Origin of the sequence: Caballeronia sp. LZ035, assembly GCF_031451175.1 — a bacterium.
Classification (GTDB): Bacteria; Pseudomonadota; Gammaproteobacteria; order Burkholderiales; family Burkholderiaceae; genus Caballeronia.
In genome coordinates this window covers 980009-1000924 of record NZ_JARUXS010000001.1, presented here as the reverse complement: position 1 = coordinate 1000924, position 20916 = coordinate 980009, and the positions used below count along the sequence as shown (strand labels likewise).

Annotated in this window: 23 protein-coding genes, 1 other RNA gene, 1 pseudogene and 1 riboswitch; of the genes and pseudogenes, 13 read left to right on the top strand and 12 right to left on the bottom strand. The window is 66.5% G+C overall.

Features of this window, described 5'->3' with window-relative positions; genetic code table 11:
* Positions 1-52 precede the first annotated feature (52 nt).
* Positions 53-439, top strand: coding sequence for an aspartate 1-decarboxylase (panD, locus tag QCE88_RS04725; RefSeq protein WP_309899630.1), 387 nt, complete (start codon positions 53-55; stop codon positions 437-439).
* A gap of 241 nt (positions 440-680) precedes the next feature.
* Here the strand turns inward: panD and QCE88_RS04720 are convergent, their stop codons facing one another.
* Positions 681-1307, bottom strand: a complete 627-nt coding sequence (locus QCE88_RS04720; RefSeq protein ID WP_309899628.1) for a ParA family protein — start codon at positions 1305-1307, stop codon at positions 681-683.
* Positions 1308-1528: 221 nt separating this feature from the next.
* Between QCE88_RS04720 and QCE88_RS04715 the strand changes: the two genes are divergently transcribed.
* The gene (locus tag QCE88_RS04715) at positions 1529-1948 is read left to right on the top strand and encodes a PaaI family thioesterase (protein WP_309899626.1); all 420 of its coding nucleotides are present in this window, start codon (positions 1529-1531) and stop codon (positions 1946-1948) included.
* On the opposite strand, the gene QCE88_RS04710 is transcribed toward QCE88_RS04715, so the two are convergent.
* Positions 1942-3426, bottom strand: a complete 1485-nt coding sequence (locus QCE88_RS04710) for a cobyric acid synthase (protein WP_309899624.1) — start codon at positions 3424-3426, stop codon at positions 1942-1944. The two genes, QCE88_RS04715 and QCE88_RS04710, sit on opposite strands and share 7 nt — an antisense overlap.
* A gap of 58 nt (positions 3427-3484) precedes the next feature.
* Between QCE88_RS04710 and cobU the strand changes: the two genes are divergently transcribed.
* The 4 genes from cobU to QCE88_RS04690 are packed head-to-tail and all read left to right on the top strand — an operon-like array spanning position 3485 to position 6908.
* Positions 3485-4033 carry a bifunctional adenosylcobinamide kinase/adenosylcobinamide-phosphate guanylyltransferase gene (gene cobU, locus QCE88_RS04705; RefSeq protein ID WP_309899622.1) on the top strand — a complete coding sequence of 183 codons (549 nt, stop codon included), beginning with the start codon at positions 3485-3487 and terminating at the stop codon, positions 4031-4033.
* Between the two features lie 16 nt (positions 4034-4049).
* Positions 4050-4991 carry an adenosylcobinamide-phosphate synthase CbiB gene (gene cbiB, locus QCE88_RS04700; RefSeq protein WP_309899620.1) on the top strand — a complete coding sequence of 314 codons (942 nt, stop codon included), beginning with the start codon at positions 4050-4052 and terminating at the stop codon, positions 4989-4991.
* Between the two features lie 13 nt (positions 4992-5004).
* On the top strand, positions 5005-6015 hold the full coding sequence (gene cobD, locus QCE88_RS04695; RefSeq protein WP_309899618.1) for a threonine-phosphate decarboxylase CobD: 1011 nt from the start codon (positions 5005-5007) through the stop codon (positions 6013-6015).
* The gene (locus QCE88_RS04690; protein WP_309899616.1) at positions 6012-6908 is read left to right on the top strand and encodes a cobalamin-binding protein; all 897 of its coding nucleotides are present in this window, start codon (positions 6012-6014) and stop codon (positions 6906-6908) included. Before cobD ends, QCE88_RS04690 begins: the two co-directional genes overlap by 4 nt.
* Here the strand turns inward: QCE88_RS04690 and QCE88_RS04685 are convergent, their stop codons facing one another.
* The 6 genes from QCE88_RS04685 to QCE88_RS04660 form a co-directional block, all read right to left on the bottom strand.
* On the bottom strand, positions 6909-7484 hold the full coding sequence (locus QCE88_RS04685; RefSeq protein WP_309899613.1) for a histidine phosphatase family protein: 576 nt from the start codon (positions 7482-7484) through the stop codon (positions 6909-6911). It lies immediately after the preceding gene.
* Positions 7469-8230: an adenosylcobinamide-GDP ribazoletransferase gene (locus QCE88_RS04680; protein WP_309899611.1), complete on the bottom strand. Its 762-nt coding sequence runs from the start codon at positions 8228-8230 to the stop codon at positions 7469-7471. Before QCE88_RS04680 ends, QCE88_RS04685 begins: the two co-directional genes overlap by 16 nt.
* Position 8231: 1 nt before the next feature.
* On the bottom strand, positions 8232-9299 hold the full coding sequence (gene cobT, locus QCE88_RS04675) for a nicotinate-nucleotide--dimethylbenzimidazole phosphoribosyltransferase (RefSeq protein WP_309899609.1): 1068 nt from the start codon (positions 9297-9299) through the stop codon (positions 8232-8234).
* Between the two features lie 10 nt (positions 9300-9309).
* Positions 9310-10098, bottom strand: coding sequence for an ABC transporter ATP-binding protein (locus QCE88_RS04670; RefSeq protein WP_309899607.1), 789 nt, complete (start codon positions 10096-10098; stop codon positions 9310-9312).
* The gene (locus tag QCE88_RS04665) at positions 10095-11114 is read right to left on the bottom strand and encodes an iron ABC transporter permease (RefSeq protein WP_309903397.1); all 1020 of its coding nucleotides are present in this window, start codon (positions 11112-11114) and stop codon (positions 10095-10097) included. The genes QCE88_RS04670 and QCE88_RS04665 overlap by 4 nt, the downstream gene beginning before the upstream one ends.
* 17 nt (positions 11115-11131) lie before the next feature.
* A complete protein-coding gene (locus QCE88_RS04660; protein ID WP_409018039.1) occupies positions 11132-13138 on the bottom strand; it encodes a TonB-dependent receptor domain-containing protein in 2007 nt (668 codons plus the stop codon).
* Positions 13129-13484, bottom strand: a riboswitch (cobalamin riboswitch). Its footprint overlaps the gene before it by 10 nt.
* A 284-nt stretch (positions 13485-13768) precedes the next feature.
* Here QCE88_RS04660 and QCE88_RS04655 point away from each other — a divergent pair.
* The 5 genes from QCE88_RS04655 (at position 13769) to QCE88_RS04635 (ending at position 16137) form a co-directional block, all read left to right on the top strand.
* On the top strand, positions 13769-14155 hold the full coding sequence (locus tag QCE88_RS04655) for an ATPase (protein ID WP_309899603.1): 387 nt from the start codon (positions 13769-13771) through the stop codon (positions 14153-14155).
* The gene (locus QCE88_RS04650; protein ID WP_309899601.1) at positions 14152-14466 is read left to right on the top strand and encodes a cell division protein ZapA; all 315 of its coding nucleotides are present in this window, start codon (positions 14152-14154) and stop codon (positions 14464-14466) included. The genes QCE88_RS04655 and QCE88_RS04650 overlap by 4 nt, the downstream gene beginning before the upstream one ends.
* A 117-nt stretch (positions 14467-14583) precedes the next feature.
* A non-coding RNA gene (ssrS, locus tag QCE88_RS04645) (6S RNA) lies at positions 14584-14765 on the top strand.
* A gap of 96 nt (positions 14766-14861) precedes the next feature.
* Positions 14862-15320: an EVE domain-containing protein gene (locus QCE88_RS04640; RefSeq protein ID WP_309899599.1), complete on the top strand. Its 459-nt coding sequence runs from the start codon at positions 14862-14864 to the stop codon at positions 15318-15320.
* Between the two features lie 88 nt (positions 15321-15408).
* On the top strand, positions 15409-16137 hold the full coding sequence (locus QCE88_RS04635; RefSeq protein WP_309899597.1) for an SIMPL domain-containing protein: 729 nt from the start codon (positions 15409-15411) through the stop codon (positions 16135-16137).
* A gap of 34 nt (positions 16138-16171) precedes the next feature.
* On the opposite strand, the gene lgt is transcribed toward QCE88_RS04635, so the two are convergent.
* Both lgt and QCE88_RS04625 read right to left on the bottom strand, forming a co-directional pair.
* Positions 16172-17074, bottom strand: coding sequence for a prolipoprotein diacylglyceryl transferase (gene lgt / locus QCE88_RS04630; RefSeq protein ID WP_309899596.1), 903 nt, complete (start codon positions 17072-17074; stop codon positions 16172-16174).
* Between the two features lie 58 nt (positions 17075-17132).
* Positions 17133-18092 (bottom strand): LysR family transcriptional regulator, encoded by a 960-nt coding sequence (locus QCE88_RS04625; RefSeq protein ID WP_309899594.1) that lies wholly within the window; start codon positions 18090-18092, stop codon positions 17133-17135.
* 108 nt (positions 18093-18200) lie between these two features.
* On the opposite strand from QCE88_RS04625, the gene ilvD reads away from it, so the two are divergent.
* Complete coding sequence (gene ilvD, locus QCE88_RS04620; protein WP_309899592.1) at positions 18201-19874, top strand: dihydroxy-acid dehydratase; 1674 nt, start codon at positions 18201-18203, stop codon at positions 19872-19874.
* Between the two features lie 122 nt (positions 19875-19996).
* Positions 19997-20329 carry a c-type cytochrome gene (locus QCE88_RS04615; RefSeq protein WP_309899590.1) on the top strand — a complete coding sequence of 111 codons (333 nt, stop codon included), beginning with the start codon at positions 19997-19999 and terminating at the stop codon, positions 20327-20329.
* Between the two features lie 27 nt (positions 20330-20356).
* Here QCE88_RS04615 and QCE88_RS04610 read toward each other — a convergent pair whose 3' ends face one another.
* Both QCE88_RS04610 and QCE88_RS04605 read right to left on the bottom strand, forming a co-directional pair.
* On the bottom strand, positions 20357-20695 hold the full coding sequence (locus QCE88_RS04610; RefSeq protein ID WP_309899588.1) for a DUF2486 family protein: 339 nt from the start codon (positions 20693-20695) through the stop codon (positions 20357-20359).
* A 103-nt stretch (positions 20696-20798) separates the two neighbouring features.
* Positions 20799-20916: pseudogene (locus QCE88_RS04605) on the bottom strand (DNA polymerase III subunit chi); the annotation flags it as partial.

The following is a 20916-nucleotide window of genomic DNA, read 5'->3' as shown; positions in this document are numbered from 1 at the left end:
TTTCACGCATTTCACGCATTTCAAGCATCTGAAGGAAAAGGAAAGAAGCACCATGCAGCGCACCTTGCTCAAATCGAAAATCCACCGCGCGACGGTCACGCACTGCGAGCTTCACTACGAAGGTTCGTGCGCGATCGACGAAGACCTGCTCGACGCCGCCAACCTGATGGAGAACGAGCAGATCGACATCTGGAACGTGAACAACGGCGAGCGCCTGACCACGTATGCGATCAAGGGCGAACGCGGCAGCGGCATGATTTCGCTGAACGGCTCGGCCGCGCGACGTGCGCAACTGGGCGACCTGGTGATCATCGCGGCGTTCGCGCAGGTGGACGAGGAAGAGATCAAGGCGGGCTGGAAACCGGATCTCGTGTTCGTCGATGAAGAGAACCGCATCAAGGGCAGCCGGGATCACGTGCCGGTGCAGAGCTGGACGTAAGGGGTTTTTTGGGGAGCGGCGACGCAGCAATATCCGCATGGCGGCTGAATTCTCCAGGCGCGTCGCGGACACGATTCTGACCGGCTTGCTGGCGTCGCCCCGCGCACTGGAAAGCATGCCCGCGAGTTGATACGTCGGGCAACCGAGCCGGTTTCACCACATCGGCCGTTGCCCACCCGGACGAGCGGCCTGGAAAGCCTCCGACCGTACCGGCGACCTGCTAATCAGGCCCGCCACCCCCTCACTTCTTCCCCGCCCATTCCACGATCGGCGCCCACTGCTCCAGATCCTTCTCGACCCGGCTCTTCGCCACGTCCCACACCGTCAAGCCATGCGCGGCGAGTTGCACGTAGTTCTGCGTGTCGCGCAGGAAGCCGAGTACCGGCAACTCCAGTCCCTCGACAAAACGATGCAGTTGGTCGGCCGAGCGCGTGCGCGCATCGACCCGCATGCCCACCACGCCAATTTCAATCGCGCCCTTGCGCACCGCCTTTTCCTTCGCCAGCCGCGCGAGAAAGTCCTGGGTGGCAAGAATGTCGAACATCGACGGCTGCAGCGGCACGATCACCTTGTCCGCCAGTTCCAGCGCCAGCGCGAGGCGATTGCCATGCACGCCGGCAGGGGTATCGACGACGGCTTTTTCCAGACCTTTGGGCGGCTTCGCCGGGGAATCGATATCGACGCCCCATTCCTCGATCTTCGGCAAGGTGTCCGCCCGTAGCGAAAGCCACGCGTGCGAGGAGCGCTGCTTGTCGAGATCGGCGAGCGCGACCCATTCGCCCTGCGCCGCGAAATAGCCTGCCAGATTGGTTGCGAGCGTGCTCTTGCCTACGCCGCCCTTCGGATTTGCCACCACGATCACAGTCATGAAAGGTCCCGGAGAAAGTTCGGCGCGCCGACCGGATTGGGCCGGACGACACGCGTTTTCGTCGTTATTGAATGAAATTCCTGGCGGATGCCTGTTTCGAGCGTTGATATTATCGGCAAAAGCGTGACATCCGGCATGTCGGCCGATCGGTCAGGCCGCGGCCGGCGCCTGTCGTCCCGCTTCCGACCTTCCCACCACCCTCACCGGAACCGCCCACACCCATGACTTCGCTCCGCTCCGATGTCACGCTCGACTTCCTGCGCAATCGTCAGAAAGGCTGCCTGCCCGATCTGCTGGGCGTGCAACTGCTCTCCCTCGATCAGGGCCGGCTGAGCGGCAAACTCGCGATCCGGCCGGAACTCCTCGCGCCCAACGGCTTCCTGCACGCCGCAACCGTGGTCGGCCTCGCGGACACCTGCTGCGGCTACGCGTGCATCGCGCATCTGCCCGACAAAGCGCAGAACTTCACCACGCTCGAACTGAAGAGCAACCACGTCTCGACGGCGCGCGAAGGCAAGATCGTCGCGACCGCCACGGCGGTGCACCTCGGGCGCAGCACGCAGGTTTGGGACGCCACGGTAACGAACGGCGACGGCAAGCTCATCGCCCTGTTCCGTTGCACGCAGATGATTCTTTACTGATGCGGCGGCCCGAACGCCGCCTGTAGCGCATCGAGGTCCAGCGCCTGCGCGAACGAATCGGCCAGACGGTCCAGCGACGCCTCGCGCAGCGCTGGATAGTCGAGCGGCTGAGCGTCCGTCACGCCCGCCCACGCGAGCAGGGCCGCGCAGGCTTCGGGCGTGTCGAACACGCCGTGCAGATAGGTCGCGGCGATCTGGCCATCGGCGGACACGGCGCCGTCGAAGCGCCCGCCATCGAGCGCGACCAAAGGCCGCGCGAGCGCCGCGCCGTGCGTGCGGCCCATGTGGATCTCGTAGCCGCGCACGGGCGCGTTCGCCGCGCCTACCGTCAAATGCCCGGTGACATTCTCCAGCTGCTTGTGCGGCGTCAGCACGGTGACGAGTTCGAGCAGGCCAAGCCCGTCCACACAGCCGGCGACGCCTTCCACGCCGTCCGGATCGTCGATTTCCCGCCCGAGCATCTGCATCCCGCCGCAGACGCCGAGCACCTTGCCGCCGTAGCGCAGATGCCGCCCGATCGCGCGGTCCCAGCCATGTTCGCGCAGCCAGGCGAGATCGCGCTGCACGCTTTTCGAACCGGGCAACACGATGAGGTCGGCCGGCGGCGGCGCGACGCCCGCGCGCACATAACTGAAGTCGACCTGCGGGTGTGCCCGCAGCGCATCGAAGTCCGTGTGATTGCTGATGCGCGGCAGCGCCGGCACGATGACCTTCAGCACTGGCGCACTGCCGCGCGCGTGCGGCTGGCTCGGCAGCATGTCCTCGGCGTCGAGCGTGAGACCGTGCAGATACGGCAGCACGCCGAACACCGGCTTCCCCGTCTGCGCTTCGAGCCAGTCGAGGCCCGGCTTCAGCAAGCCGATATCCCCGCGAAACCGGTTGATCACAAAACCGCGTACACGCGCGCGCTCGCTTTCGGAAAGACACGCAAGCGTGCCGACGAGATGCGCGAACACGCCGCCGCGATCAATGTCCGCGACCAGCACGACCGGGCAGTCGACCCGCTCCGCGAAGCCCATGTTGGCGATGTCGTTGTCGCGCAGATTGATTTCCGCCGGACTGCCCGCGCCTTCGACGATCACCGCGTCGAACTCGTTGCAAAGACGCGTGTGGGAGACGAGCACCGCCTCCAGCGCGATGCGCTTGAAGTCGTGATAGGCGCGCGCATCGAGATTGGCGTGCGCGTGGCCGTGGATGATGACCTGTGCGCCCCGGTCGCTGGTGGGCTTGAGCAGCACCGGATTGAAGTCGATGCGCGCCGGTACGCCCGCCGCGATGGCCTGCAACGCCTGCGCGCGGCCGATCTCGCCGCCGTCCACCGTGACCGCGCTGTTCAGCGCCATGTTCTGCGGCTTGAAGGGCGCGACCCGCACGCCGCCGCGCCGGGCGAGACGGCACAGGCCCGCGACGAGCGTGCTCTTGCCGGCGTCGGAGGTCGTGCCCTGGATCATCAGCGTGCCGCGGGGCGTGAAAGACATACGGGGCCAATCCTGTGATGAACGACGCGCTATCTTAGCCCGTCAGTACAATGTCGCGATGACCCCGGATCTCACTTTCATCCTCGGCGGCGCCCGCTCCGGCAAGAGCGCGCACGCCGAACGCCTCGCCGACCGCAGCGGACTGCCGGTCACCTATATCGCGACGGCGCGCATCGGCGACGCCGAGTTCGCGCAACGCGTGCGGCTGCATCGCGAACGCAGGCCGGCGCACTGGCCGCTGGTCGAAGCGCCGCTCGATCTGGCGGGCGCGCTGCGCGCGGCGGATCGCCCGGGCGGCTGCGTGCTGATCGACTGCCTCACTTTGTGGCTTTCCAATCTGCTGTTCTCCTCCGAACCCTCCGGTGAAGACATCGCCGTGCTGCCCGAGCGCGCCCGCGCCGCCTTCGCCGACTTCGACGCCGCATTGGCCGACGCGCGCGGCAAGGTCATCGTCGTCAGCAACGAGATCGGGCTGGGCGTGGTGCCGCTCGGCTCGGTCACGCGTCTCTATGTAGATGAACTGGGCCGGCTGAACCAGCGCGTCGCCGCCGCCAGCACGCGCGCCGTGCTGATGGCCGCGGGCCTGCCGCTCGTGCTCAAGGGCTGACGGAGGAATCGATACGATGTTGCTGCTCTCCGTCTACGCCATGGCCTTGCTCGCGGTGCTTGGCGTGATCGTCGACCGTCTGTTCGGCGAGCCGCGCGCGCGGCATCCGCTGGTCGGCTTCGGCCAGCTCGCGACGAAGCTCGAAGCACGCATGAACACCGGCATCCGCGCGCGGCCCGCAGGCATGCTCGCGTGGTTCGCGCTGGTGGCGCCGCCGGTCTTGGTGGCGTGGCTGCTGGTCAGCGTGCTGCCCTTCGCCTATGCGAGTCTCGTGCACGTGCTGCTGCTCTGGTTCGCGCTCGGCGCAAAGAGTTTGCGTCAGCACATCGCGCCGATTGCACGCGCACTGAGTTTCGGCGACCTCGACCGCGCCCGTGCGCTCACGGCGCGCATCGTGTCGCGCGATACCTCGCAGGCCGATGAAAACGCCCTCTCGCGCGCGGCGGTCGAATCGGCGCTGGAGAACGGCAACGATGCGATCTTCGGCGCGCTGTTCTGGTTCGCCATCGCGGGCGGCCCGGGCGCGCTGATGTTCCGGCTCGCCAACACGCTCGACGCGATGTGGGGCTATCGCACGCCGCGCTTCCTGCGCTTCGGCTGGGCGGCCGCGCGCTTCGACGACGTGCTCAACTTCATTCCCGCGCGCCTGACGGCCGCGAGCTACGCGCTCGCCGGCGACACGCACATGGCCTGGCACTGCTGGCGCACCCAGGCGCGTTCGTGGGACAGCCCGAATGCCGGCCCGGTGATGGCCGCGGGCGCGGGCAGTCTGAACGTGCTGATCGGCGGCGCGGCGATCTACCACGGCAAGCTGGAGGCGCGGCCCACACTAGGCGCGGGGCACAGCGCGAATCCGAAGCATGTGGTCGCGGCGTTGCGGCTGGTCGAGCGCGCGACCTTGATGTGGCTCGCGGTGCTGCTGGTGCTCGCGGTCGCGAGCGTGACGGCGGGCGGCTGACATGACTCACACCATGCAAACTGACGACGCCAACACTCCGGTGCGCCACGGCGGCAACCTGCGCGAAGCGGCGCGCCGCTACGACATTCCTTTCGAAGACTGGCTCGATCTCTCGACCGGCATCAATCCTCACGGCTACCCGGTCCCGCCGGTGCCGCCCGATGCCTGGCGCCGTCTGCCCGAAGACGATGACGGTCTCGCGGACACCGCAGCGCTCTACTACGGCGCTCCATGCGCGCTCCCGGTGGCGGGCTCGCAGGCCGCGATCCGCGCGCTGCCCGCGCTGTTACGGCCGGGCACCGTGGGCATCGCGCCGCTGACCTACGGCGAGTACGCGCCGGCCTTTCGGCGTGCCGGCCACACAGTCGTGACACTCGATATCCACGCGAGCACGTTGCCAGATGCGCTCGATCACGTCATCGTCGCCAACCCGAACAATCCGACTGCCGAATCCCTCCCGCGCGACACGCTGCTGCGCTGGCATGAACGGCTGGCTACGCGCGGCGGCACGCTGATCGTCGACGAAGCCTTTGCCGATGTCGATCCCTCCGCATCGCTGGCGGGCGAAACCGTAAGCGAAGGTCTTGTCGTGCTGCGCTCGGTGGGCAAGTTCTTCGGGCTCGCCGGCATCCGCGCGGGCTTCGTGCTGGCCTCGCCTGCCGTCATCGACCCACTGCGCGCGATGCTCGGTGCGTGGACCGTGAGCGGGCCGGCGCGGCATGCGGTCGAAGCCGCATTCGCCGACTGCGCATGGCAGTGCCACACACGCACCCGTCTGCATCGCGACGGCGCGCGTCTCGCCGCCCTGCTCTCGGATCACGGCCTCGATGCGCGCGGCACGCCGCTGTTCGCATGGATGCCCATCCCGGACGCGGCCGCGCTTCAGCACGCACTTGCGCGGCGCGGCATCTGGACGCGTCTCTTCGACCTGCCCGGCATGACGCCGAGCCTGCGCGTCGGCCTGCCCGGCGCCGAGGGCGACTGGGTGCGCCTTGCACGCGCGATGGCGGAGATCCGCGGATGATCGTGCGCCCTCTGCTTGCAAGCGTTCTCATGGCGGTCTGCGTGAATCTGCACGCCGCCATCACCGTCACCGACGACAGCGGCGCCACCGTGACGCTCGCGCAGCCGGCGCGACGCGTCGTCAGCCTCGCGCCGCACGTCACCGAACTGCTGTTCGCGGCGGGCGGCGGCGCGCGCGTGGTCGGCGCGGTGAGCTATAGCGACTACCCGAAGGAAGCGCAGGCGATTCCCCGCGTCGGTGACAACAAGGCGCTCGATCTGGAGCGCATCGTCGCGCTGCATCCGGACCTGGTCGTGGTGTGGCGGCATGGCAATGCAGCGCGCCAGCTGGACCGGCTGAAAGCGCTTGGCGTGCCGATCTATTTCAACGAACCAAAACATCTCGCCGATGTCGCGACGAGCCTCAGCAAGCTCGGCACGCTGCTCGGCACGCAGGCCACCGCGCGCACCGCCGCCGATGCCTTCACCGACGACATCGCCCAACTGCGTGAGCGTTATGCCCGGCGGCCGCCCGTGAGCGTGTTCTATCAGGTATGGGACGAACCTTTGATGACGCTCAATCGCGACAATGTGTTCGATGAAGTGATCACGCTGTGCGGCGGCGTGAATGTGTTCGCGGCCGAGCCGCTGCGCGTGCCGACGGTCTCGGCGGAAGCCGTGCTCGCGGCGAACCCCGAAGCCATCGTCACCGCGACGCCCGGCGCGACGGCGCCGGACCGGCCCTTGCCCGCATTCGACCGGTGGCGGCGCTGGACCGCGCTGACCGCGGTGGCGCGCGGCAATCTGTTTGGCATCGACGGCGATCTCATCAACCGGCCGACGCCCCGCCTCGCGCTCGGCGCAGCGCAACTGTGTCGCGATCTGGAAGACGCCCGCGCACGCCGGGCCCGATAGTCAAGCGTTCCAGCGCACCAGCAGCCACTGTCCGCGCACGCGCCTGAACCACGCGATACCGTTGAAATCGAGCGGCCATTGCAGCGCGTGTTCATGCGCGATGCCCAGCACATGCGCCGCCAGCAGCCGCATCACGCCCGCATGCGCGACGACGTGCACGGTCTGCTCGCCGGCGCAGGTGTCGTCGAACCACGCGATCACGCGCCGCGCGAACTGCACCAGACTCTCGCCGCCATGGGGACGCGCATGCTCGAGGTCGGCCGCCCAGGCATCGATGAGCGCGCGTTCGATGCCATCCCACGCGCGCCCTTCCCACGCGCCGAAGTTCATCTCGGCGAGGCGCGGATCGAGATGAATCGGGCCATCCGGCGAAAGCGCACCGGCGAGAGACGCACAGCGCCGCAACGGACTTGCGTGCCAGCCCGCGACACAGCCGGGCACCTTCAGCGTCTGCATGCGTGCCGTCAGATCAAGCGCCGACTCGGCAACGTCACGCAGCAAGCGCACATCCGTCTGCCCGTAACAGACACCGGCCTCGATGACCACTTCCGGATGGCGGATCAGAACGAGATCCATGCGAGCCCGACGAGATAGATCGTGATTTCGAACACTTGCTGCGCGAAGCCGAGGCAGTCGCCCGTATAGCCGCCGATGCGCCGCACGAAGTACCGGCCGATCATCCAGCGCAGCACGCACAGCACGGCGAGCGTCACGCCCGCCAGCTTCCAGTCCAGCGCGAAGAGCCAGGGCAAGCCGAACAGCAGCGCCCATCCAAACGATGCCGCGCTCATGCGCTGTGCGACCGGCCTGGCCTTGCCTTCGGCGCGCACGTAGTCGAGCGTGACGAGATAACTGATCGCGAAGGCCCGGCTCGCGGCATGCGCACCGATCATCGTCCACGCGACGCGATACGGCGGCAACGCGGCCAGCGCCTGCCACTTGAGCGCCAGCGCGATCACGAGTGCGATCGCGCCGAACGCGCCGATGCGCGAATCGTGCATGATGCGCAGCGCATCGTCCTTGGTGTACGCGCCGCCGAAGGCATCGACGCAATCAGCGAGGCCGTCTTCGTGGAATGCGCCGGTCAGCACGAGTGTGGCGGCCATCGACAGCAGCACGGCGACGCCCGCCGGAAACACGCGCCACGTGGCCAGCCAGACCAGCGCCGCAACCGCGCCGACCAACACACCCACCAGCGGAAAATAACGCGCCGCCGCGTTCAGATATTCGCGCTCGAACCCGACCCAGCGCGGCACCGGCACGCGCGTGAAGTAACCGAGCGCGGTGAAGAAGTAACGCAGTTCGTCGAGCGGACGCTGCATCTCAGCCAGCCTGATCCGACACGCCCGCCGACTCGAAACTCGCCATTTCATCGAGGAAGGCGACGGCCGCGCGCAACACCGGCAGCGCGAGCGCGGCGCCGGTGCCTTCGCCCAGACGCAGGTCGAGTTGCAGCAGCGGCGCAGCGCCGAGATACGCGAGCATGCGCCGATGACCGGTCTCGTCCGAGGCATGCGCGAACACGCAGTAGTCGAGCACTGCCGGCGCGAGCGTCGCGGCGACCAGCAGCGCCGAGGTCGCGATGAAGCCATCGACGAGAATCGTCATGCCCGCACGCGCGGCTTCGAGACACGCGCCCGTCATCATCGCGATCTCGAAGCCGCCGAAGGTTGCGAGGGTATCGAGGGCATCGCCGGTATCGGCATGCAAGGCCAGCGCGCGGCCCAGCACCTCGCGCTTGTGCGCAAGACCGCGATCGTCGAGACCCGTGCCCCGGCCGACACATTCGTCGATCGGCACGCCGCACAGGCGGCTCATCAGGCACGCCGCCGCCGACGTGTTCGCGATGCCCATCTCGCCGAACCCAATCACGTTCGTGCCCAGCGCCGCGTGCCGGCGCACGCAGGCCGCGCCGCGCGCGATGGCGTCGAGCGCGGTTGCGCGCGACATCGCGGGTTCTCGCGCGAAGTTGCGCGTGCCGGGGCCGAGCGACTGGCGTTCATAGCCCACGTCCGGACCCGCTTTCACAGCCGGAATCGGCGTCGCCACGCCCGCATCGACGATCTCCAGTGTCATGCCCACCGAGCGCGACAGCGCATTGATCGCCGCGCCGCCCGCCAGAAAATTCGCCACCATCTGCGCGGTCACTTCCTGCGGATACGAACTCACGCCTTCCCCGGCGATACCGTGATCGGCGGCAAACACGATCATCGCCGGACGCACGATGCGCGGCTTCGTCGTGCGCTGGATCAGTCCCGTTTGCAGCGCGAGGGATTCGAGCCGCCCGAGGCTGCCGCGCGGCTTGGTCTTCATGTCGATGACGCGGCGCAGTTCGGCTTCGAGCGACCGGTCGAGTGCGGGCGGGAGCGGGATGTCGTTGAGCGTGGACATCGATATTCCTTCAGAAACGTGGGATGGAAGGCACGAGCGCCTCGTGATCGCCGTCGCGCAGCAGCGCAAGCGGATAGCCGAACGCCGCGCTGGCGCGTTCGGGCGTCAGCACCTCGGCGACCGGGCCCGCACAGGCGTGGCCGCGGCCATCGAGCAGCAAGGCATGCGTCGCGAAGCGGCGCGCGAGATTCAGGTCGTGGCACGAGAACACGACGGTGCGCGCGGGGCCGGTTGAATGTACGCCCGCCGCCGCCCGCAACGCATGCAGGCACGCGATCTGATGATGCAGGTCCAGATGCGACAAGGGTTCGTCGAGCAGCAGCAGCGGCGCGTTCTGGCACAGCACCGCCGCGAGCGCGACCCGCTGCCGTTCGCCGCCCGACAGCGTGAGCACGTCGCGCGCAGCGAACGGCGCGAGGCCGAGCGCGTCGAGCGCCGCATGCGCGGCGGCGCGATCGTCGTCGTTCTCCCAGCCCCAGCCAGTCAGATACGGAAAGCGGTTCAGCAGCACAGTGTCCAGCACGCTGGCGCTGAAGGCGTCGTGAGTCGCCTGCGGCATCAGCGCGCGCACGCGTGCGAGCTGGGCGGCGTGCCATGACGCTAGCAGGCGGCCATCGAGCGACACTCGGCCCGCCGCCGGCGCGCTCAATCCGGCCAGCACATGGATGAGCGTCGTCTTGCCCGCGCCGTTCGGGCCCGCGATGCACCACATCTCGCCCGGCGCGAAGGTCTGCGTCAGACCGTCGATCAGCGTGCGCTCGCCGGCCCGCAGCACGATGGCATCGAGATGCAGGTTCATCGCGGTCTCCGCAGCAGCATCCAGAGGAACATCGGCACGCCGGCCAGCGCCGTCACCACGCCCACCGGCAACTGCGCGGGCGCGATCACGGTGCGCGCGGCGAGGTCGGCGGCCATCACCGCGAGACCGCCCGCCAGCGCGGCGGCGGGCACCAGCATGCGCTGATCGTTGCCGAACGCGAGCCGCAGCAGATGCGGCACGACCAGCCCGACGAAGCCGAGCGTGCCCGCCGTGGTCACGGCCGCCGCAGCCGCCAGCGACGCGACCAGATAGACGCGCAGACGCAGGCGCGCCACCGGCACGCCGAGCGCCTGCGCGGCGCTGTCGCCGCGCAACAGCACGTTCAACTGCGGAGCTACAGGGAGGATCAACAACAGGGCGAGCACCAGCGCCAGCAGTGCGGGCCACGGCGTGGCGGCGCCGTCGAGATCGCCGGTCAGCCAGAAGATCATGCCGCGCAGGCGGTTGTCCGGCGCGATGCTCAACATCAGCGTGATGAGCGCGCCCCAGCCCGATGCAATCACGACGCCCGTCAGCAAGAGCCGTGGCGATGCGTCCTGCGTGCCGCGCCACAGGTCACGGCGTGCGAGCCCGAGCACCAGGACGATGGATGCGAACGCGCCCACGCACGCGGCGAGATCGACGCCCCACCATGGCAGCGAGACCAGCATCGCCGCCAGCGCGAAGCTTGCCGCGCCGCCCGAGACGCCGAGCACGTAAGGTTCCGCCAGCGGGTTGCGCAACAGCACCTGCAACAACGCCCCGGCCAGCGCGAGCAGCGCGCCCGACGCAAAGCCCGCAAGGGCGCGCGGCAGGCGCAGTGTGAGGACGATCTCGTCGGCGATGTCGGGCGTGACAGCCTGCGCATGAAAGAGTGCATGAAACAACGCGGCGAACGCGCGCGAAGGCGGCAGCGCGACGCTGCCCAGCGCAAGCGATGCGATCAGCACGCCGCACGCCGCTGCGGCGAGGCATGCCCAGATCGCGGCGGCGCGCGCGCCGTTCATGCCGCGCATCCGCTCAGGCGCGAGGCTCACGACGGATGCCAGCCGAGCGTGAGATAAGCGCCGCGTCGCGGGGTGTTGTAGGCATACGCAAGCTCATAGTCCTTGTCGAAGAGATTGTCGACGCGTGCCGTGAGGTACCACGACTTCGAGATGTCATAGCGCGCCGACAGATTCACGATGCCGTAGCCCGCGAGCGTCGAATCGTAGTCGCTGCGCTGGCCGCTCACGAGCCACTCGCCGCCCACGCGCCAACGCCCGATCGTACGATGTGCGCTCAGCGTCGCGAAATGCCGCGCGCGCCGCGTCAGGTCCTGGTGATTCGTTTCATCGACGGGATTCTGGAACGTGACGCCCGCGCGCACGTCCGTCTTGCCGACATGCCCCGCCCACGATCCCTCCACGCCCTGCACCTTCGCCCGTCCGACATTCTGCGCGGTGTAGTAGAAGCCGCCGTCGGACACGTAGTCGATCAGATTCGAATAGCGCGTCTGGAACAGCGTGACGCGCAGCACGCCGAGTCCGTTCGACGCATACTGAACCGCTGCTTCGACGGAATGGCTGCGTTCCGGTTGTATCGACGGATTGCCGCTGAACGGATAGTAAAGATCGTCGAAGCTCGGCGCGCGGAACGAGGCCGCATAGCTCGCGCTCGCCTTCCAGTGCGTGTCGATGTTGTACGCGTAGCCCAGATAGTAGCTGTTCGCGCCGCCGAAATCGGAATACTGGTCGTGACGCAGATTCGCCTGGAATTCGCTCGCGCCGAGATGGCCGACATAGCCCGCGAACACCGAATTCACATGGCGGTCGGGCGCGCTGAACTGATCGGAATCGAGCGTCTGGTCGAGATGTTCATAACCGAACAGCAGCGTGTGCGCGTCGCTGATGCGGATGTCGTTCTGCCACGTGTATTGACGATTCTCGGAATTGAAGCGGCTCGTATAGACGCCGTTCTGCTCGATGTTCGCGCGATCCTGGCCCTGCGCGATCGTGAAGTGCGTGGTCCAGTTGCCCGTGAGTTTGCCATTGGCGAACACCGATGCCGAACGCACGCGGTTGTGCGATTCGTTGAGATCGGTCGGCTGGCCATAGGCATCGTCGAAGCTGTTGATGCCGTTCGACTGCAGGAAGCGCACGCCTGCATCCCATTGGTCGCTGAACCGGTGGCGCAAGGTCGCAGCGACGCTCTCGTTCAGATAGCCGTTCGCGTCGGGATTCGCGCCGGGCGCGAGATTCGGATCGAGCGACGAGAAGCCGTCGGTCTTCTCACGCGACACGTTCAGGCTGAAGGTGGTGCGGCCATCCTTGTCCAGCGCGCCGTTCACGCCGGCGGACTGGCGCTGCGTGTGATAGCTGCCAAGCTCCGTCTCGAAGCTGAAACGCGGCGGATGCGGCTCGCCCTCCTTCGTGAAAATCTGCACGACGCCGCCGATCGCGCCCGAGCCATACAACGCCGAGACATTGCCGTTCACCACCTCGACGCGCCCGATCTGGTCCAGCATCACTTGCGACAGCTGCGCCGCGCCGAGCGATGCCGACTCGACCCGCACGCCGTCGATCAGCACGAGCGACTGCGAGGACGACGCGCCGCGAATGAAGAGGCCCGAGTTTGCGCCCGGTCCGCCGTTGCGCGTGATCTGCACGCCGGGCGCCAGCGCGATGAGGCCGAGGGCGTCGTCTGCGTTGCTGTCGGCGATGTCTTGTGTATCGAACAGCGAGGTCTGCGGAATGGAATCAGCGAGCGGCTGGGCTGCACGCGTTGCCGTGATAACGACAGGCGCAAGCGTTTGCGAAGCGTCATCAGCAGCGGATGTCGTCGCGGCTTGCGCGGCGCCGGCGAGCGGCAGAAGGAAAGTGGCAGCGGCGATGCCGCGACCGGAGAGGCCGTCCCGGACGGCGGCCCATGGCGATTGCATGACGAGTGTTCCCGTGGAGGATGAGCGCGGCCCCGCTCCCCGCGAGGTTCGATGCGCGACGAACGCGCCATGCCGCCATGCGTCACGCAGTGATCGTGCGATGACGGGCAGCAGGCGCATGGGACTCTGGCCGGTATCCGGGCTGGCGACGGATCGTCCCGCCTTCCCGCGCATCATGCGCAGTGGCGTCGACACGTTTCTTGCAGAGGCCGATGAACGGCCCGGCACATGGATGAATCGCGCAAGACTCAAGCGAGATCCACGCGCCCGCGCTGCAAAAACGCGTATGAGACGACTTGCAACTTGCGTTGCGGTCGCTTACCGTTGCGGGGGCAGCACAGGTTGGCTCCGTCCTGTTCAGCCGCCGTTCAGTGGTTCGGCGGCTTCAAGGACTTCGCTCCCTGCTTCCCGTTTGACTGCATGCGCGAGAGCCGCGCATGCGAGCACCAGAAGTGCGGCAAGTGTAGGAGCGCGGGTCGGGACCGTCAAGAAACGGCGCACCCTGGCGCGAAGGACAGCAGGCGGCGCGTGAAGATGCGAAGAACAAACGAACTCAGCGAGCGAGAATCAGCCTGACTGCATCCACGAGCAAATCAACGCTCGTGTTTTCTGCACACGAATGCACGGCGAGATGCGCGAGAACCCGGGGTTTGCGCGCACGATCGCGTGCTGTTACGTCTCGAAACGAGACAATTATCGGTAGCTCCGTTGAACCGCGCTAAAATGCGAGGTCTTTAGAGGACGCAGCACATGCTCAACGAACTCGAATCACTGTCAGGAAATATCGGCCGGCTGATCCAGATCAGCGAGCGCCACAATCAGGCGCGAGCCGCGCTGCAAGAACAACTCGAGCAACTGCGCACCGAGTACGCCAATCTTCAGTCCGACCTCGCGCAGGTCCGCGAAGAACGCGACACGCTGCAGTCCGAACGCGATTCCCTCTCCGCCAAGATCGACGACGCGCAAGTCCGCCTCAACGCGATCCTCGAAAAACTGCCCCGCGCGAAGTCCGCGCAGCACGGCGAATCCGAAAATCAACTCGATCTCCTCGAAGCCGATTCGCAGGATGCGCATGAACACGCGCATGCCCCCGAAGCGGAAATGCACGGCGAGCATCATCAAGGAGAGAAGGCATGACGACCACGCAAATCGAAGTCTCCATTCTGGGGCAGCCGTATCGCCTCGCCTGTTCGCCTGAAACGGAAGGCCCGCTGCGCGAAGCCGTTGCACGCGTCGATGCCGAGATGAACAAGGTGCGCAACGCGAGCAACGTGCGCGGCACGGACCGCATCGCGGTGATGGCGGCGTTGTCGCTGGCGTCGGAATTGCTCAAGCTGCAGGACAGCGTGCGTCATGGCGAAGCCTTCCCGGCCGAGGAAATCCGTCGCACGATGCACTCGATGAACGAGCAGCTCGGCGCCGTCATTGCACAATACGAAGTGCAATAACGCGCGGTGATGCGGCTCATCGGACCGTGGTGATGAGGGGTTAATCAACACGCCACGTCGATCGAAAAAAGAAACCGCACCGGGGCTGCAGAAGGCAAACGATTGGTGTAGAGTGACGTTTCCCTGCCTGGTTCGCCAAGGTCATATATTCCTTGAACCAATGCTACATTGGCACGGTTGCGGAACCTTGCAACATGGGCGCGCGCGTCGCTAGTCCGATGTACCCGAAGTGTTGCTTACCGCGACCAATCTTGAACCCAGGTTCAGGATGCCGGCCTAGCGGCTATGGCGGGGACCTCATCTCAAACGGCATCGGTTTTTCCGATGCCGTTTTTCATTTGCAGCATCGCGTTTGCAACACCCTTCCCTTCGTCGATCACGCATAACGAACAATCATGCGCTACTGGCTGATGAAGTCCGAACCGGACGAAGCAAGCATCGATCACCTGGCACACGCCCCGAAGAAAACGCTGCCGTGGACGGGCGTGCGCAACTATCAGGCGCGCAACTTCATGCGCGATCAGATGCAGGTCGGCGACGGCGTGCTGTTCTATCATTCGAGCTGTCCGGAGCCGGGCATCGCGGGTATCGCGAAGGTCTGCTCCACCGCTTATCCCGACCCTACGCAGTTCGATTCGAAGAGCGACTACTACGATCCGAAGTCCACGCAGGAAACGCCGCGCTGGATGCTGGTCGATGTGAAGTTCGTCAAGAAGACGCCGCTGATTCCGCTCGCCACCTTGCGCGAGCATGCTGAACTCGCGGACATGCAGGTTCTCGCACGCGGCAATCGTCTTTCGATCACGCCCGTCACCGATGCGCAATGGCGCTTCATTACCGAGCATCTCGTCTAACAAGGAACTTACGACGCGCGACCGCCGCCTAAAGGCGGTCGCAAATCACGCGACGCATTACATGATTGCCTTGCGTCTGGAGCCTTCGATGACCTACAAGAAAACTGCCGCCGCCCTCGCCCTGCTCGCGATGTCCGGCGCCGCGTTCACCTTCTCTCAATCCGCCGCCGCACAGACGGTGATCAACCCGCAGCCGGCGGGCGTGCTGTCGCTGTCGGCGCAATCGAGCGCGCAGGTGGCGCAGGATGTCGTGACCATCACGCTGTTCTACGAACAGGAAGCGGCCGATCCCTCCTCGCTCACCAACACGCTCAATCAACGCGCCGAGTCGGCCTTGCGCGAGGCACGCGGTGTCGACGGCGTGACGGCCAAGAGCGGTTCGTTCACCGTGTATCCGTCGACCGATCGCGACGGCAAGATCTCCGCGTGGCGCGGCCGCACGGAAGTCGTGCTCGAATCGCACGACTTCGCGGCGGCCTCGAAGCTCGCGGGCAAGATGAGTGCGTCGATGCAGGTGGGCAGCGTGGCCTTCTCGCTGTCGCCGGAAGCGCAGCGCACGGCCGAGCAAAAACTCGTCACGCAGGCCATCGACTCATTCCGCAAGCAGGCGCAGACCGCCGCGCAGTCGTTCGGCTACAGCAACTTCTCGATCAGGGAAGTGAACATCGGACACAGCGGCGTTCAGCCGCGCCCGGTCATGATGATGCAGTCGCGCGCAATGAGCGCCGATGCGAAGATGGCCGCGCCCATCGCGATGGAAGCCGGCACGACGACCGTGACCGTTGATGTGAACGGCTCCGTGCAGATGGGGCGTTAAGCGGTGTGCGGGGCCCGCACGGCCCCGCGTTCCTTCAAGCCTGCGCGGATTCCGGCGGCAGACGCAGATTGCGCTTGTACGCCCACACCATCATCAGCACGCCGGCGATGATCATCGGCAGCGAGAGCCACTGACCCATCGAGAGATTGAACGCGAGCAAGCCGAGATAGTCATCGGGCTCGCGCGCGAATTCCACCGTGAAGCGCGCCAGTCCATAGCCGATCAGAAACAGCGCGGACACGGCGCCAACGGGCCGCTGCTTGCGCGAGAACGTCCAGATCAGGATGAACAGCACCAGCCCTTCCAGCGCGATCTCATACAGCTGCGACGGATGGCGCGGCAACATGTGATAGCGCTGGAAAATCTCGGTGAGATGGTACTGCGCATCCAGTTGCGGATTCTTCGCGAGCCACACGGCGTCGTCGTTGGTCGAGTTCTGGAACAGCATCGCCCACGGCGCGTTCGGGTCCGTCACGCGGCCCCACAGTTCGCCGTTGATGAAGTTGCCGAGACGCCCGGCCGCGAGTCCGAGCGGCACCATCGGCGCGACGAAATCGGTCACTTGCAGCCAGGTGCGCTTGCGCTGCCACGCGAACAGCACCATGGCGAGCGTCACGCCGAGGAAGCCGCCGTGGAACGACATGCCGCCTTCCCAGACCTTGAAGATGTCGAGCGGATGCGCGGCGTAGTAGCTCGCCTTGTAGAAGATCACATAGCCGATTCGGCCGCCGAGAATCGTGCCGAGCACGCCGTAGAACAGCATGTCGTCGATGTCTTTCGCGGTCCAGCCCTGGCGCGCCACATAGGGCAGGCGCAGGCGCAGCCGCCCGATGACAATGGCCGACACGAAGGCCACGAGATACATGAGGCCGTACCAGCGTACGGCGAGCGGTCCGAGATGGATGGCGACGGGATCGAAATTGGGATGTATGAGCATGCTGATGTCGAAGAGCTGACGGACTTCGAGGGGGCCTCGAGCGAACCTCAAGGCCGCATCATACAGAACCGGCGCCTTGCGCCCGCGAACGGACGATGTCGATGAAGCCGGCCAGCACCGGACTCACTTCCGCCGCACGCCACACGAGACCGGTTTCGACAAGCATCGCCGGGTCCTCGGGCGCGCGCAACGGCCGGTACACGACGCCCGTACGCCGCAGATGCCGCAGCGAACGCGGCACGAGCGCGACGCCCATGCCCGCCGAGACCAGGCTGACGATGGTCTGCATCTGGATGGCTTCCTGGCCGATGCGCGGCGTCAGGCCCGCGGCGCCGTAGCAGCCCATGATGCTGTCGTACAGGCCGGGCGCGAGCCGCCGCGGAAAGACGATGAGCGGCGCCGCAGCCAGCGCGGTCAGTTCGACGCGCGTGTCCGCCCACTCCGGCTCGCCCTGCCCGAGTTCGCGCGCGGTGGCGGCGGGCATCGCGACGACCAGCGGCTCGCGCGCCACCGGCAGATACGACAGCGCGCCCGCGTGGCGCGCCGGCAGCGGAGGAATCACGAGCCCGGCGTCGATGCGGCCGGCGACCAGTTCCTCGATCTGCACGTCGCTGGTCGCCTCGGTCAGTTGCAGCCGGACGCCCGGATGGCGGGCGCCGAACGCGTGCAGCAGCGCCGGCAGCAGCCCGTAGTCAGCGGTGGAGACGAACGCGAGCGACAGCACGCCCGCCTCGCCGCGCGCCAGCGACTGCGCCAGCGGACGCAGCGCATCGGCGGATGCGAGCAGGCGCCGCACCTCGGGCAGCAGATCCTTGCCCACCGGCGTCAGTTCCACGCTCCGTTTCGTCCGCACGAACAGCGCGACGCCGAGCGCCTCCTCCAGCCCGCGGATCGCCTGCGACAGCGGCGGCTGGGTCATGGCCAGGCGCGCGGCGGCGCGGCCGAAGTGCATCTCCTCGGCAACCGTCACGAAGTAGCGCAAGAGGCGCAGATCGAAAGGCGGGGTACGCGGATCCATTGATATGTTTTGCGACCTTATTAGCCGTGAATAATATATTGGACAGATACATCGCGCGAGTCGCATGCTTGCCGGACTAGACCAAAAAGTCCCCCTCAGGAGCACAACATGGCCTTCAATCGCCGCTCGAAGCACATCACCCAGGGCGTCGCGCGCTCGCCCAACCGTTCGATGTATTACGCCCTCGGCTATCAGGAAGCCGACTTCGACAAGCCGATGATCGGCGTCGCCAACGGGCATTCCACCATCACGCCGTGCAATGCCGGCCTGCAACCGCTGGCCGACGCGGCCATCGAGGCGATCCGCCACGCCGACGCCAATCCGCAAATTTTCGGGACACCGACCATTTCGGACGGCATGTCGATGGGCACCGAAGGCATGAAGTACTCGCTGGTGTCCCGCGAGGTGATCGCCGACTGCGTCGAGACCGCCGTGCAGGGGCAATGGATGGACGGCGTCGTGGTGATCGGCGGGTGCGACAAGAACATGCCGGGCGGCATGATCGGCATGGCGCGCATGAACGTGCCGTCCATCTATGTCTACGGCGGCACCATCCGCCCGGGCAACTGGAAGGGTCGCGATCTGACCATCGTGTCGTCGTTCGAGGCGGTCGGCGAGTTCACCGCGGGCCGCATGAGCGAGGAAGACTTCAAGGGCGTCGAGAAGAACGCGTGCCCGTCCACAGGCTCGTGCGGCGGCATGTACACGGCGAACACGATGAGCTCGTCGTTCGAGGCGCTCGGCATGTCGCTGATGTATTCGTCGACGATGGCGAATCCCGATCACGAAAAAGTCGAGTCCGCCGCCGAATCGGCGCGTGTGCTCGTCGAGGCCGTGAAGAAGGATCTGAAGCCGCGCGACATCATCACGAAGGAGTCGATCGAGAACGCCGTCGCGCTGATCATGGCGACGGGCGGCTCCACGAACGCCGTGCTGCACTATCTGGCGATCGCGCATGCGGCGGAGGTGGAATGGAGCATCGACGACTTCGAGCGCATGCGCAAGAAAGTGCCGGTGATCTGCGACCTGAAGCCGTCGGGCCAGTACGTCGCGACCGATCTCCACAAGGCCGGCGGCATTCCGCAAGTGTTGAAGCTCCTGCTCGATGCCGGCCTCCTGCACGGCGACTGCATGACGATCACGGGCCGCACGATCGCTGAAGAACTGAAGGACGTGCCGGCCAGGCCGCGCGCCGACCAGAAGGTGATCTTCCCGATCGAACAGGCGCTCTACAAGCAAGGCCATTTGGCGATCCTGCGCGGCAATCTCGCGGAAGACGGCGCGGTCGCGAAGATCACGGGCCTGAAGAATCCGGTCATCACCGGTCCCGCGCGCGTGTTCGACGACGAGCAGAGTGCAATGGACGCGATTCTCGCCGACAAGATCACGGCCGGCGACATTCTCGTGCTGCGCTATCTCGGGCCGGTGGGCGGGCCGGGCATGCCGGAGATGCTCGCGCCGACCTCCGCGATCATCGGCAAGGGCTTGGGCGAATCAGTCGGCTTCATCACCGACGGGCGTTTCTCAGGCGGCACGTGGGGCATGGTGGTCGGGCACGTGGCGCCGGAAGCGTATGCCGGCGGGACCATCGCGCTGGTGCAGGAAGGCGACTCGGTCACCATCGACGCACACAAGCTGCTGCTGCAGCTGAACGTGGACGACGCCGAACTCGCGCGCCGCCGCGCCGCCTGGAAACAGCCGGCGCCGAAGTACACGCGCGGCGTGCTGGCGAAGTTCGCGGCGCTGGCGCAGCCGGCCAACAAGGGCGCAGTGACGGGCTGAAACGCGCGGGAGCATCATGCGCAAGGGGCGCGACGGCGCCCCTTGTGCATTCCGCGTGTCGCCCGCCATGTCTCCTATAATGCGCGACAACGTGAAGCGTGCGCGTGCATCGGGGAGACCACATGAAAGCACAGCTCAGGGGCGTCGTTGCGGGACTGGTGTGGTGGAGTGTGTGCGGTGCAGCCTGCGCGCAGAACGACAGCGCCGCGATGCTCGCCTTCGCGCAGAGCCACAATTGCATGAGCTGTCATTCGGTCTCGCGCAACTTCATGGGGCCGTCGTTCGACAGCGTGGCTCACAAGTATGGGCAAGTCGAAGGCGCGCGCGGCATGCTCGCGCGCCGGATCATGGAAGGCGGTGTAGGCGTGTGGGGCCCGGTGCCGATGCCCGCCAACACGCAGATTTCACCGGATCAGGCCGCGGCGCTCGCCGACTGGATCCTCTCGCTGCGCTGACGGGCGCGTGCGCCCTTCATGCGCCCTTCACTCGCCGTGCTGACGGCGCAGCTCGTTTTCCACCGCCTCGCGCACCCATTCGCTCATGTGGCTCTCGAGCGCCGTCGCGACCTCGCGCGTGATGGCCGAGACGAGCTGGGCCGAATGCTCGCGCAGCACTTCGCGGCAACGCTCCTCGATCAGCGCGCGGGCATCGCCCGTCAGAAAACGCGTGAAGCGCCCGCGCAATTGCCCGGCGATCTGTTCCGCGTCGTATTCGATGGCGAGATTGGCCGACGGCGCGCGCGCGTACTCTGGCTTGCCGGGCACGACGACATCGGTGAGGACCGGAATGGAGGGATCGAAGGAATGCGGCTTGTCCGTCATGGGAAGGGGTCTCCTGTCGAGCGCGGCGGGCGGGCCGCGTCGGTGTGCAAGGCGTGGTGGTTCGAACAGAGCTTAGCCAGCCACGCCCGGCCGCTCTGTTCGCTCAACCGCCCTGATTGCCTTGATTGTGCGTTTCGATGACATAGCCGCGATCGCGATAGAAGCGATATCGCTCACGCCCCGCCGCCAGTTCCGCGCCCTCGCTGCCGACGATCTCCACC

Excerpts from the sequence above, each read along its gene's own strand:
- cobT (WP_309899609.1), bottom strand. The coding sequence starts at position 9,299 with ATGTCCACGCTCAACGACATCCCGCTCCCGCCCGCACTCGACCGGTCG.
- cobU (WP_309899622.1), top strand. The coding sequence starts at position 3,485 with ATGACCCCGGATCTCACTTTCATCCTCGGCGGCGCCCGCTCCGGCAAG.
- QCE88_RS04665 (WP_309903397.1), bottom strand. The coding sequence starts at position 11,114 with ATGCGCGGCATGAACGGCGCGCGCGCCGCCGCGATCTGGGCATGCCTC.
- QCE88_RS04680 (WP_309899611.1), bottom strand. The coding sequence starts at position 8,230 with ATGCAGCGTCCGCTCGACGAACTGCGTTACTTCTTCACCGCGCTCGGT.
- panD (WP_309899630.1), top strand. The coding sequence starts at position 53 with ATGCAGCGCACCTTGCTCAAATCGAAAATCCACCGCGCGACGGTCACG.
- QCE88_RS04670 (WP_309899607.1), bottom strand. The coding sequence starts at position 10,098 with ATGAACCTGCATCTCGATGCCATCGTGCTGCGGGCCGGCGAGCGCACG.
- QCE88_RS04635 (WP_309899597.1), top strand. The coding sequence starts at position 15,409 with ATGACCTACAAGAAAACTGCCGCCGCCCTCGCCCTGCTCGCGATGTCC.
- QCE88_RS04720 (WP_309899628.1), bottom strand. The coding sequence starts at position 1,307 with ATGACTGTGATCGTGGTGGCAAATCCGAAGGGCGGCGTAGGCAAGAGC.
- QCE88_RS04610 (WP_309899588.1), bottom strand. The coding sequence starts at position 20,695 with ATGACGGACAAGCCGCATTCCTTCGATCCCTCCATTCCGGTCCTCACC.
- QCE88_RS04685 (WP_309899613.1), bottom strand. The coding sequence starts at position 7,484 with ATGGATCTCGTTCTGATCCGCCATCCGGAAGTGGTCATCGAGGCCGGT.
- ilvD (WP_309899592.1), top strand. The coding sequence starts at position 18,201 with ATGGCCTTCAATCGCCGCTCGAAGCACATCACCCAGGGCGTCGCGCGC.
- lgt (WP_309899596.1), bottom strand. The coding sequence starts at position 17,074 with ATGCTCATACATCCCAATTTCGATCCCGTCGCCATCCATCTCGGACCG.
- QCE88_RS04655 (WP_309899603.1), top strand. The coding sequence starts at position 13,769 with ATGCTCAACGAACTCGAATCACTGTCAGGAAATATCGGCCGGCTGATC.
- QCE88_RS04710 (WP_309899624.1), bottom strand. The coding sequence starts at position 3,426 with ATGTCTTTCACGCCCCGCGGCACGCTGATGATCCAGGGCACGACCTCC.
- QCE88_RS04690 (WP_309899616.1), top strand. The coding sequence starts at position 6,012 with ATGATCGTGCGCCCTCTGCTTGCAAGCGTTCTCATGGCGGTCTGCGTG.
- cobD (WP_309899618.1), top strand. The coding sequence starts at position 5,005 with ATGCAAACTGACGACGCCAACACTCCGGTGCGCCACGGCGGCAACCTG.
- QCE88_RS04660 (WP_409018039.1), bottom strand. The coding sequence starts at position 13,138 with ATGCGCCTGCTGCCCGTCATCGCACGATCACTGCGTGACGCATGGCGG.
- cbiB (WP_309899620.1), top strand. The coding sequence starts at position 4,050 with ATGTTGCTGCTCTCCGTCTACGCCATGGCCTTGCTCGCGGTGCTTGGC.
- QCE88_RS04625 (WP_309899594.1), bottom strand. The coding sequence starts at position 18,092 with ATGGATCCGCGTACCCCGCCTTTCGATCTGCGCCTCTTGCGCTACTTC.
- QCE88_RS04715 (WP_309899626.1), top strand. The coding sequence starts at position 1,529 with ATGACTTCGCTCCGCTCCGATGTCACGCTCGACTTCCTGCGCAATCGT.
- QCE88_RS04640 (WP_309899599.1), top strand. The coding sequence starts at position 14,862 with ATGCGCTACTGGCTGATGAAGTCCGAACCGGACGAAGCAAGCATCGAT.
- QCE88_RS04615 (WP_309899590.1), top strand. The coding sequence starts at position 19,997 with ATGAAAGCACAGCTCAGGGGCGTCGTTGCGGGACTGGTGTGGTGGAGT.
- QCE88_RS04650 (WP_309899601.1), top strand. The coding sequence starts at position 14,152 with ATGACGACCACGCAAATCGAAGTCTCCATTCTGGGGCAGCCGTATCGC.